Origin of the sequence: Candidatus Pseudothioglobus singularis PS1, from assembly GCF_001281385.1 — a bacterium.
Taxonomy (GTDB): domain Bacteria; phylum Pseudomonadota; class Gammaproteobacteria; order PS1; family Pseudothioglobaceae; genus Pseudothioglobus; species Pseudothioglobus singularis.
The window spans coordinates 17096-29017 of sequence record NZ_CP006911.1; the positions used below are offsets into that span (position 1 = coordinate 17096).

An 11922-nucleotide genomic window follows, 5' to 3' on the forward strand; every position below is an offset into this window, starting at 1 on the left:
TGACACTATATGGCTCTTGAAACTCCACAATACGAAGTAACCTCTAAACATGATGGGTTTGAAGTCCGCTGTTACAGTGAAATGATAATTGCCACGACATCAGTTCGCTCAGATTACAGAGGCTCTACATCGTCTGGTTTTAGAAGAATAGCTAATTATATTTTTGGCGGCAACGATAAGGAAATGAAAATTGCAATGACAGCTCCTGTAATTGCTGACTGTCCTTCAGAGGGGTTAGAGGCCTATAATATTTCTTTTGTTATGCCCAGAGAGCACTCATTAACAGATCTTCCTAAGTCCAACACAGAAAATGTTTCAATTCAAAAAGAAACTTTGGGCGAGATTGCAGTATATGCTTTTGGGGGTTGGGCGACAGAGTCTAGAAGCAAGAGCTATCAAAAAAAATTTGCAACGCTTCTCCAGCAGAACAACATTGAAACATGCGGTGGCTTTATGGTTGCCCAGTTTAATGCCCCTTATGTAATTTCCATGTTTCGCAAAAACGAGCTAATGGTAAGAATTAAGAGATAAGTAATTTTTTAGTATCATATTCTTGTCTTTTCTTCCCAAAAACTAACCATAATTGGATCAGTAAAGCAAATAAAGGCCCATGACTTTTATTGGCATTTATTGCAGACACCATTAATCTCAACAGCCTGAGAATCATTAACTGCAAACTTGTTGCTATTAGGCAATGAGAGCTGTTCTGAGAGCTGACAAGACTCTTGTACGGATTTGCAGCTGGTGCAGTGAAGTAACACATGGAAATGGTGAGTGTGACTATCATTACAAACGAGATAAGTATTGCTTGAATCCATTTTATGCACAACCCCGATATCAATCCAAAAGTCTAAGACTCTATAAATTGTACTAATGTTAAATGAATAGCCTTTATCATTTAGCAAGTCTCGAAGCTCATACGCAGATAGATTTTTACTTGCAGAGCCTAGCTCGTCAATTATTGACATTCTTTGAGGCGTAGCACTTCTTCCCGACTCTAAGCATCTAGATATTAACTGGGTTTTGCTAATCATGAGCATCCTCAAGGTTATAGATATATTCCTCGTCGTCTTCACTAAAATACAAGGTATCAACCATTGCATCGCTAACAGTATATCCACTATCAGCAATATCAAAGCTTTGTGATCCTACAGATATTCTCCCATAAACGATTATTGGCATGTATAAATCACGAAATTTTGTTGGCTCACTTGAAACATCTACGAGAATTGTTTGGTTTAAGGGCGGCGGGGGTACGTGAATACATTGACCAGCCTCTGGAACAAGTAAAAACTTGCTGACATAAGTCCCAACATATTCAACTGGGACCATGAAGCCAGCAAGGACAATATCCACTCCCTCTAAAGATTCTTTAAGCTTTGTCCCAGCCGCTTCTAATTTGGCTTGAAATTCAGGGCTGCTATATGTTTCATAGGTTAAGTCTTCAGGAATAAAATCATAAGCATCTGCTGGCTCAAGGCTCAACCAGTTGTCTTCTATAGTAGTCAGTTGCTCATCAGTTACAACTACGGCATAAGAGCTTATTGAGAAAAAAAGTAAAGCGGTAATTATTATTTTTTTTATCATTTAGCTTAATGTTTGATGTAAATTTTTTCTAAAAACCATGATTGCTGGAATCAAGCTGCTTAAGGCTCCAGCTAATAAAATAAAGCTAAAAACTTTAATTTCATCTATGCTAATCCACCTAAAAGAAGGTGAAACGCCCAAAGCCAGGTTTAACTGGGCGGCTGCAAAATAAGTGACAATTGTTACAAGAATAATTGCACCAATAATTGCTATCAGCCCAATTACAAGAGACTCACATATTACCATTATGGCTAAAAATTTTGGTGATGCCCCATTGGCTCTATAAATTGTCATTTCCTGTTTACGGTTATCTAAACTAGCAATAATTAAAGTGACCATTGCAATGAGACTGATTGTAATAATAATCCAACTTAAAAGCTGAAATCCTTTATCAACTAGTCTAACAATTGACCAAAGCTCTGACAATGCTATTCCAGGTATTACAGCAGATATCGCCTCTTTTGGATATTCTCTAATACTCTTGCTGAAGTTAAATAAAGTTATCTTTGACTTGAGGCCCACAAATGCAGCTGTAACAGTTTTTGGTTCTAAAGCATCAGCTGGAAGAGAAGACAAGTCAATATCATCAAGGCTGAATATTTTTTTCCCACTCATCCATCCAAGGTGAAGCAGCTCATAGCCTTTAAGATCTAAAAAAATAGCTTGATCAATTGGAGTTCCTGTTTTGTTAAGAACCCCAGTAACTGTGAATGAAAAGTCATCATGCTTGCTACCTATTGACTCAACTGAGCCATGGGTGACTTGAATTTCCGAGCCAACTTTATAATTAAGTCTTTCAGCAACATCAGATCCTAAGACTGCCTCTGATAATTCAGAAAATGCCACTCCATTCATAAAAGTCAATGATTGGCTATTTCCGTATTTAATGTGCTCAAAGTAATTTGGTTGAGTTGCCACAACCCTAAACCCCCTATGGCTATCTCCTAATGCAATTGGAACTAGCCAGCTTATATCACTTCTAAGCTTGACTTCATTGATAGTCTTTGTTGTGATGTTGTTTGTTGGCCGGCCAAGATGAAAAACAGTATATAAAACTAATTCAAGTGAGCTAGACCTAGGCCCAATAATTGCATCAACTCCTGAAATGCTTTGATTAAAGCCCTCTTCTGTGCCTTGTTGAATTCGTTCTATGCTTAAAAGCAGAACCATTGAAGCCATCAAGGATATCGTTACAAGCGATGTTGGAATAATTCTTGAGCGCATAGATTTAAGTAAAAGACTAAGCATAGTGTTTATTAAAATCTATGACAGTGTCAAAGTAAGGTGCAATTGAGGCGTCATGACTTACCATAATAATTGCTTGTTTATTTGAATCGAAAGTCTCCATGACTTCGTTTAAAAATTTTTTAGTTGTGTCAGAGTCAAGGGCAGATGTTGGCTCGTCAGCAAGAATTAAATCTGGCTTGCCAATTAAAGCTCTAGCAGCCGCAACTCGTTGCTGCTGTCCAACACTTAAGCGACTTACTGGTATTTTTAATGCTTCTCTTTCAAGCCCCAAGGAGCTAACTAGTCTTACAACTTCTTGGTTTAAGTTGCTAACCTTAGATTTTCTAGATTGAGAGAATCTAACACCCAAAGCGATATTTTCTGAAACACTTAAAAATGGAATTAGGTTTAGCGTTTGAAAAATATAGCCAATGTGATCAGCCCTAAATTGATCTAAAAGCAGAGAGGACATTGTAGAGTAGTTAATGCCATCAAACTTAATATCACCCGCTTGAAGCTTTAAGGCTCCAGCAATCAGGCTGAGCAGGGTAGTCTTGCCACAGCCTGAAAAGCCACTAATCAATAATCGCTGTCCCCTTTTAAGCCCTATGTCTGGAAATACAATTTTTTTACCTTGTTGATAATGGTATTCCAGACCTAGCGTTTCTAGCATCAGATCCTCATTTAAAATATTACTTTATTGACATCTGATTTTAGGCTTTTTGTTATAGCTTTATTATTTATTACTGCCTCGAAGTTTAAAGTTTCTAGTTCGCTAAAGCGATTAAATGCATTAATTGTAATGCTTTTTAATTGGCTTGGCTCATTGCAAGAAAATTCATAGGCTAATTCAACATCTTTGTGGTCTCCTTCTGTTGAAACGTTATGAAGTCCAGACTCAAAAGAAACTAAGTCACAATTAGCGCTTTCAGGAAGTGCAAATAATTGCGAATAATTTTGAAATTCAGCTAATGATTCATCTGATAAGGTTGGCTCGTCATGTTCATCATGTTCATCATGCTCGTCATGTTCATCATGCTCGTCATGTTCATCATGTTCATCATGTTCATCAAATAATTGGACTATTGGCATTTCATAGGTAATAGCAACTTGGTTTTGACTGATAACCATTGATAAGTTGTTTAGTCCGTGGACATGCGCGTTAGCACGTCTTGCCTCTTCAGCACTTGCGAAGGAAGAAACTAACAGTAAAGATAGAAAGCTAAGTTTAAACATATGAGTCCCTGCTTGATTAAAACAGAATAATATAACGTAAACGCAATAGTATTGCAACAACTTTGTTGTTAATAATTACTCGGCGCTCGCGGATATCGTTGTAAAGCTCGAGAGATATCGAGGCAAGATAAAGTCAATAAAATGCTTTACAGTGTCAGCCTTCTCTTTTAAAAACTCAGCTGAAGATTTATGATTATTCACGGCATTTGATGCTCTATCAAGACTTAATAGCATCTGCCAAGACGCTGTAATTGTGCCAGCCATCATGAGCGTATCAAAGGCAATTTTTCCAACTAGCTCTTTATTGTCTGAGTGATTTAGAATAATTGTAATAGTGCTGTCTAGGTCATCAATAGATTTTGAAAAGCGTTTTAACTGAGAGACAGAAACTAACTCCGCAATTGCTGGATTTTTAGTACATTCTTTCATCTCTGAAATTAGCTCTCGGGCGCCCAATCCACCATCACTAATAATCTTTCTGCCCACAAGATCCATCGCTTGAATGCCATTTGTCCCCTCATAAATTGGCAAAATTCGCGCATCTCTTAGGATTTGAGCAATACCCGTTTCCTCAACATAGCCCATTCCTCCATGGCACTGGAGACTTAAAGAGGCAACCTCCTGAGCAGTCTCTGTGCACCAGCCCTTAACTATTGGGGTCAACAGTCCAAGCCTCCTTTCGTGTTTTTCTAGGTTCTCGAGTGGAAGCTTGCTTAAAGAGTAGTCTACCTCGGCACAAGCTGCATATGTTAATACACGAGAGCCCTGTGTGATTGACTTCATATTTGCTAACATTCTTTGAACATCTGGATGCCTAATAATAGGGCCAATATCTTTGAAGCCAGGGGCAACGCCTTGAACACGCTCATTGCAAAAACTAAGTGCTTGCTGGTATGCGCGTTCTGAAATTGAAACTCCTTGAAGGCCTACAGTAAGTCTTGCGTTGTTCATCATTGTGAACATGCACTGTATTCCTTTATTCTCTTCACCCACCAGGTAGCCAACTGCCCCATCTATTTCGCCATAGCTCATGACACATGTAGGGCATGCATGAATGCCAATTTTATGTTCAATTGACAATGCCTTTAAGTCGTTTGGCTTTCCAAGAGTGCCATCATCATTAACCAATATTTTTGGCACTAAAAATAGTGAAATGCCTTTAATTCCATCGGGAGCATTTGGTAGTCGGGCTAAGACCAAATGAATGATATTTTCAGACATATCATGCTCACCCCAGGTGATATAAATTTTTTGACCACGGATTAAATAGTGCTCTCCATTCTGAGTTGCACGCGTTTTAAGTGAGCCAACATCAGTTCCAGCATCACCCTCCGTAAGGTTCATTGTGCCGCTCCATTCTCCAGAGATTAGTTTTGGAAGGTAGCGTTGTTTGAGATCTTCAGTCGCATTGAGTGTGATAGCCTCAACTGCTCCTTGTGTAAGAAGAGGACATAGGCCCCATGACATATTAGCAGAATGCCACATTTCTTGAACACTTGCAGCAACAACAAACGGGACGCCTTGGCCCCCATATTCAGGGGAGAATTGCAGTGATCCCCAGCCTCCTTCAACAAAGTGTCGGTAGGCCTCCTTAAAGCCCGCTGCAGTTGTGACTTTTCCTGAGTCATCTATCTTTAGGCCTTCTGAGTCACCAGACTTATTGATGGGCTCTATTTCTTCTTTGGCAAGCTTACCAGCAGCATCTAAAACAGTATCAATTATTTCAACTGTTGAGCTATCAAGCCCAGTTTCATTACAAAGCTTTTCAATTTCAACAACCTCTTTTAAAACAAAGCCCATATCTTCAACGGGAGCAGTATAGTTTGACATCACTCTTCTCCTAGTTTTTTAATAGCCGCCCTTAATTCGTGCTTCTGAATTTTGCCCGTTGCAGTTTTTGGAAGCGAGCCAAAAACAACTTTTTTTGGCCTTTTAAATTTAGCCATGTTATCTTTGCAAAAAGCAATTAACTCGTCTTCAGATGCCTCTTCATTGGGCTTAAGCTCGACAAAAGCACAGGGCACTTCTCCCCATTTTTCATCTGACATTGCAACAACTGCAGCCTCTCCAACTGAGGGGTGCTGGTAAAGAACATTTTCGACCTCTACTGAGGAAATATTTTCGCCACCCGAAATGATAATATCTTTTGACCTATCCTTGATTTGGATATAGCCATCATTATGAATTACTGCCAAGTCACCACTATGAAACCAGCCGTTAGCAAACGCCTCCTCTGTGGCTTTAAGATTATTCCAGTAGCCCATCATGCAAGTATTGCAGCGAATCACAATTTCACCAATAGCTTCACCGTTGTGAGGAACGCGCTCACCAGTCTCTTGATCGATTACACTAACATCTTCAGTCATCGGAAACCTAACACCCTGCCTGGAGCTTAGTTTGGCAAGCTCTGCTGGACTTTCATTGAGCCATGATGCCTGAGGAGCTGCTTGAAGAATATGTCCATATGTTTCTGTCAGCCCATAGACATGCATAACGTTAAATCCTAACGACATCATGCTTTCTAAAACTTTCGCGGGAGGCGGGGCGCCAGCAGTCATTACCTTGATTTCTCTTTTAAATGATTTTTTTATCTCTTTAGAGGCGTTGGCAAGCATATTAAGCATTATTGGAGCCCCGCCAAAATGAGTGACTCGGTGCTCATCAAGCAAACTAAATACTTTTTCAGGATCAAAAGACCTGAGGCAAACTATGGTCCCAGCAAGAGCGGCCATTGTCCAGGCATGTCCCCAACCATTGCAATGAAATAATGGAACAGAATATAAGTAAACAGGATGATTAGGAAGGTTCCAGCCAACAACAGTGCCCATGCTCATTAAATACGAACCACGGTGATGATAAACCACGCCCTTGGGCTTACCTGTTGTTCCAGAGGTGTAGCTAAGTGAGAGCGGGCTCCACTCATCGCTGGGCATTGTCCAGCTATAAAGAGGGTCTCCATTTTTAACAAGAGATTCATAGTCTATTGCTTCACTGGAGACGTCCGGCTGTGAGCTGGCAAAAGAATCATTTATTACAACTATCTTTGGACTAACTGAGGCTATAGCTAGTGCCTCTGAGGCAACACTATAAAGCTCTCTATCAACAAAGAGCATTTTTGCATTGCTATCATCAAAAATATAAGCGATAGTTGGAGCGTCAAGCCTGATATTTATCGTGTTTAGAATTGCACCCGCCATAGGAATTGAAAAATGTGACTCAAACATTTCTGGTGTATTGAATGCGAGCACTGAAACGGTGTCTCCTGGCATGACACCATGACCATTTAGACTGGAGGCAATTCGAACACACCTCTCTCTAGATTCTCTCCAGGTATAAGACCTATTTTCATAGAGAACAGACTGATGCTCTCCGTAGATATCTGCAGTTCTATGTAAAAAAGAGATAGGAGTAAGGGGTACAAAATTAGCAGGATTTTTATTCATAGCCTTAACTGTTAATTTCTTAGAGTAACGCCATTATCTAGCATGGACACAATTCTTGCTTGAGTTTCTTGAGTTTGCGCAAGAGTGATAAAAGAAGAGCGCTCAGCATCTAAAATTTCCTGTTCAGAAAAAACAGTGCCTGCTGGGCAGTCACCTCCAGACATTATTCGGCCAATCTCGGTTCCAACAGTGACATCATGCGGTGTAAGCATTCCTTTTTTGTTGTTAACCTCAAGCCATTCTAGCATTTCTTTGAAGTGCTCAGCGCCTGATAAGGCAAGTGGGCTCCTTTGGCTAGCTTTTTTTGTGTCGTCAAGTTTTGAAAGGGCAATATTTAAAATTCGATCACGATTCATCTGAAATACATCATCAGCCCTTCGCATAGCTAATGCATCAGCCTCTTGAGGCGAGTTAGCTTTTCTACCCAGGCCTATATTCATAAATGATTTCCAAGCCCCTTTTTGCGTATCGTTTAATTTTTCAGTCCATCGATAAAGCATTTCTTTACACCCACCTCCTGCTGGCACAACTCCAACAAAAGACTCAACTAGGCCCATCACAGAGTTGGCGTGGCTTACTACATGGTCAGCATGCAACACAACTTCAAATCCACCTCCGATAGACATACCCACTGGCGCAGCAATAACAGGAAGTTTCGAGTCTCTCATTTGAAGCATTGTATTTTGAAAATAGGTAAGAAAGGCATCAAGCCCATCGAAATCATTTTTTTCAAAGCATTCTCTAACACTCCAAAGGCTAACACCACAAGAAAAATGCTGAAAGTCATTGTGTACTATTACACCTCTAAGTCCTTTTTTCTCTGAGTAAGTAACTGCTTCAGAAATCATATCTAAGCTTTGACTGTCAAGTGCATTTGCTTTTGAATGAAACTCGACTATGGCCGCACCCTCATATTCAAACCAACTAGCAGACTCATTAACATTGATGGGCACTAGTGTTTGTCTTGCTTCAGAGAACCTAAGAACACCTTTTGGCCTAACAATTGGGCTAAGCTTTCCAGATGGAGATAGAACACTTAAGACTGAATTGGTAGTATTATAAAACTTATTGTTTAAGCTACTTAAAAGGAAGTCAGGTACATCTTTGCCGCTTTTTTTAAGCCTGTTGACCAAGTAATCGATACCTATCTCATCAATAAGTTCAAATGGCCCTTTAACCCAGTTATAGCCAAGCTTCATAGCATCATCAATTTGGGCAAGATCTTCAGTAACTTCTGGCACTAATGAGGCTGCATAGCATAAAGTCTCAGAGAGAACCTCCCAAATGAAGAGGCCGTATTTACTTTCATCGCTGATAATTGCAGTTACACCAACTTTTTCCGCCTTTTCCAACAAAGGTGTTTTCAGTCTCTCATGATCAACATAGTCTCCACTTAAAAAGTCGATAACCTTTTTTTCATCTCCAGCCTGCTTATAAAAACCCTGTTCATTTTTATTCCCAGTTTGGCCATTAGCAATCATGTTAGAGACGAACTCTATTGGCGATGCGAATTTATGAAAAGCATCGTTTTCGGGCAAGATATTTTCCAGGCTTTTTGCAACATCAGCCATAAGGTCGATGCCAATCAAGTCATAAAGTCCAAATACTCCAGTTTTGGGTAAACCAAGGGGCCTTCCAAAAAAAGCATCCGCTTCTATTGGGGAGAGATTATATTTAAATGCCTTATGAAGGGCGCACTGAATTGCAAAAACACCAACTCGATTTGCAAGAAAGCCAGGCGTATCGAGACAAGGGACAACCCCCTTTCCAAGCATCGTTTCACAAAATACATCAAGTGTGTCCATAACGTCTTGTCTAGTTTGCTCACCTCGAACTAGTTCTAGAAGTCTCATGAAGCGAACTGGATTAAAAAAATGAGTAATTGCAAAACGCTCACAAAAGCTTTTTGGCATGCCTTCAGTCAGAAGACTAATCGGAATAGTAGAGGTATTAGAAGTGATTATAGTAGAGTCTTTACAGCTTTCATTAAGCTGCCGATAGAGCGCTTGTTTTATATCAAGCCTTTCTACAACAGCTTCAGCAATCCAGTCACAATTTTTGAGTTCATCAAAATGATCTCTGGTGTTTCCAAGATTAATAAGCTGTTCGGCCTCTTTGCTCATAATCCCTGGCATATCTGGGTCTTTGAGCCTTTGAAGGCCTCTCTCCGCCAAGCTGTTAACATTATCGCTATCAGAAGGAAGATCAAGAAGCCACACCTCTATGCCAGCGTTTGCTACTTGGCCAGCAATACCAGCCCCCATTGTTCCGGCGCCAATGACGCCAACTTTTTTAATTTTATTCATGAGCTTGTTTTTAAAATGAATGTTTTAATAGCATCTAAAGTACTCTTTGGCGACTCTATAGGGAGCATATGTCCAGCACCAGAAATGGTTGTTGTCTTTGCACCCAGCAGCTCTGCTAACTCTAGTCCAAATTTGTAAGGAGTATTTTTATCTTCAGTTGCCAGAATTACATTTGAGGGCACTTTAATTGCTTTTGCACAGTTAGCTCCATTTTTGTAGTTATTGCAAGCCAAGAGGTCTTCAGCTAATGGATTCTTTGACATGATTTGTCGTCCAATACCTATCGGCTGCATTCCAGGAATGGCACTACTGCCTGAATGAGATAGAGATCCAAAGCCCCATTTCAAAAGCATCTCAGCAGCTTCTTCCGTATTTTTTTTGGCAGTTTCGACTAGAGACTCGTTAACAGGAATTGCCGAGGCGCTAGCAACTGCTGTTAGGGATTTTATCTTTTCTCCCAGTAACGTTGCAGCTTCTAAAGCAACAAGAAAGCCCTGAGAGTGACCTACAAGATGTACAGATTCTGCACCAGAATGATTGATAGCTTTCACAAGCCATTTACCCATGCTCTCTATTGACTTTAGGGGCTCTCCTTCTGACAGGCTGTGACCTGGAAAGTCAGGCGCAAATACTGAGTAACCATGAAAGGCAAACCATCTTGACTGAAGAGCCCATGATCTATGATCTAGCCCACTTCCATGAACAAAAACCACTGTCGGTTTTTTTGGGTCAAAAGCACATCCTCCAGTTGCTGCAAATATATTTACTCCCTCAACAACAATGTTCATTATGAAGTTGTCTTTTCTACTGCCTTAAGGCCGATTTTAAAATCATTAATAATATCTGAAACAGACTCTATTCCAACTGAAACTCGAATTAAGTCAGGACTAGTGCCTGAAGCCTTCATCGCTTCATCATCAAGGCGAGAGTGAGTTGTGCTAGCTGGATGCAAAACCAAAGTTCTAGAATCACCAACATTTGCTAAATTTGAAGATAATTTAAGAGCATTAATGAATGCTGCTCCACCCTCTCTTCCTCCTTTAACACCGAAGCATAGCATTGATCCAGCACCATTAGGGAAAAGTGCTTTTGCAATTTCATAGGTAGGATTTTCGGGCAAGTCAGGATGATTAACCCACATAACTGCGGATTGCTCAAGAAGCCATTTTGCAAGTTTTAGCGCATTTTTTACATGTTGATTCATTCGCAGACTAAGGGTTTCAATTCCTTGGAGAAGTAAGAACGCACTATGAGGACTCATTGCAGGGCCAAAGTCACGCATAGACTCAGCTCTAATTTTCATTGAAAGAGCTGACGGTCCAAACTCCTCCCAGAAGTTTATTCCATGAAATGGCTCGTATGGAGTAGTGAGGACAGGGTGTTTCTTAGAGGAGCCCCAGTCAAAAGCTCCGCCATCAACAATGACTCCTCCAACGGCAACACCATGACCCCCCATCCACTTAGTCACAGAGTGAACTACAACATCAACGCCATGATCAAAAGGTTTACAAAGGATAGGCGTTGAAAAAGTTGCATCAACTATGAGCGGCAAGCTATTTTGATGAGCTATTTTTGAAATTTTTGGAAGATCTGAAACCTCAAGCCCAGGGTTGCCAATCGATTCACAAAAAATAAGTTTTGTATTTTCTTGAATGGCAGATTTAAGAGCTTTTTCATCATTAATAGAAACAAAAGTGCAATCAATGTTAAACCGTTTAAGTGTGTGTTTAAGAAGGGTCGCTGTTGACCCATAAATTTGTGAGGCGCTTACAATATGATCACCAGCTGAACATAAGCTTACAAATGTTACAAACAGGGCGCTCATTCCAGAAGCCGTACAGATTGCTCCAACGCCCCCTTCAAGTGCAGCAATTCTCTGTTCTAAAACAGCCACTGTTGGATTAGTCATACGGCTATATATGTGACCACCTTTTTCTATGTTAAAGAGTGCAGCGGCATCATCTACAGTTTCGAAGACATAAGATGTTGTTTGGTAAACCGGGACGGCGCGACTACCAAACGAAGGGTCTGGTTGATACCCAGTGTGAAGCGAAATAGTTTCAGGCCCAAAAAAGGAAGACTTACCCATAAGCAATAGTTTTAGAAAACAAACCAATATTTTC

At 40.3% G+C, this 11922-nt stretch carries 11 protein-coding genes; 1 reads left to right on the plus strand and 10 read right to left on the minus strand.

Annotated elements, in window-relative coordinates; translation table 11 throughout:
• The first annotated feature begins 9 nt into the window (after positions 1-9).
• Complete coding sequence (locus tag W908_RS00080) at positions 10-531, plus strand: SOUL family heme-binding protein (protein WP_053819451.1); 522 nt, start codon at positions 10-12, stop codon at positions 529-531.
• An 86-nt stretch (positions 532-617) separates the two neighbouring features.
• Here W908_RS00080 and W908_RS00085 read toward each other — a convergent pair whose 3' ends face one another.
• From W908_RS00085 to W908_RS00130, 10 genes are all read right to left on the minus strand, one after another.
• Positions 618-1034: a Fur family transcriptional regulator gene (locus W908_RS00085; protein ID WP_020023721.1), complete on the minus strand. Its 417-nt coding sequence runs from the start codon at positions 1032-1034 to the stop codon at positions 618-620.
• Positions 1027-1587, minus strand: coding sequence for a DUF3299 domain-containing protein (locus tag W908_RS00090; protein WP_053819452.1), 561 nt, complete (start codon positions 1585-1587; stop codon positions 1027-1029). The genes W908_RS00085 and W908_RS00090 overlap by 8 nt, the downstream gene beginning before the upstream one ends.
• A complete protein-coding gene (locus W908_RS00095) occupies positions 1588-2835 on the minus strand; it encodes an ABC transporter permease (protein WP_020026560.1) in 1248 nt (415 codons plus the stop codon). It abuts the gene before it with no gap.
• Positions 2828-3487, minus strand: coding sequence for an ATP-binding cassette domain-containing protein (locus W908_RS00100; protein WP_020023718.1), 660 nt, complete (start codon positions 3485-3487; stop codon positions 2828-2830). Before W908_RS00100 ends, W908_RS00095 begins: the two co-directional genes overlap by 8 nt.
• Before the next feature lie 11 nt (positions 3488-3498).
• Positions 3499-4050 (minus strand): ZrgA family zinc uptake protein, encoded by a 552-nt coding sequence (locus W908_RS00105; RefSeq protein ID WP_053819453.1) that lies wholly within the window; start codon positions 4048-4050, stop codon positions 3499-3501.
• 75 nt (positions 4051-4125) lie between these two features.
• Positions 4126-5880 carry an acyl-CoA dehydrogenase family protein gene (locus W908_RS00110; RefSeq protein ID WP_053819454.1) on the minus strand — a complete coding sequence of 585 codons (1755 nt, stop codon included), beginning with the start codon at positions 5878-5880 and terminating at the stop codon, positions 4126-4128.
• Positions 5880-7493: a long-chain-fatty-acid--CoA ligase gene (locus W908_RS00115; protein ID WP_053819455.1), complete on the minus strand. Its 1614-nt coding sequence runs from the start codon at positions 7491-7493 to the stop codon at positions 5880-5882. Before W908_RS00115 ends, W908_RS00110 begins: the two co-directional genes overlap by 1 nt.
• Before the next feature lie 11 nt (positions 7494-7504).
• Positions 7505-9799 (minus strand): 3-hydroxyacyl-CoA dehydrogenase/enoyl-CoA hydratase family protein, encoded by a 2295-nt coding sequence (locus tag W908_RS00120; protein WP_053819456.1) that lies wholly within the window; start codon positions 9797-9799, stop codon positions 7505-7507.
• Complete coding sequence (locus W908_RS00125) at positions 9796-10587, minus strand: alpha/beta fold hydrolase (RefSeq protein WP_053819457.1); 792 nt, start codon at positions 10585-10587, stop codon at positions 9796-9798. Before W908_RS00125 ends, W908_RS00120 begins: the two co-directional genes overlap by 4 nt.
• Entirely contained in the window at positions 10587-11888 is a 1302-nt protein-coding gene (locus W908_RS00130; protein ID WP_053819458.1) for an O-acetylhomoserine aminocarboxypropyltransferase/cysteine synthase family protein, read from the minus strand. Before W908_RS00130 ends, W908_RS00125 begins: the two co-directional genes overlap by 1 nt.
• Positions 11889-11922 lie beyond the last annotated feature (34 nt).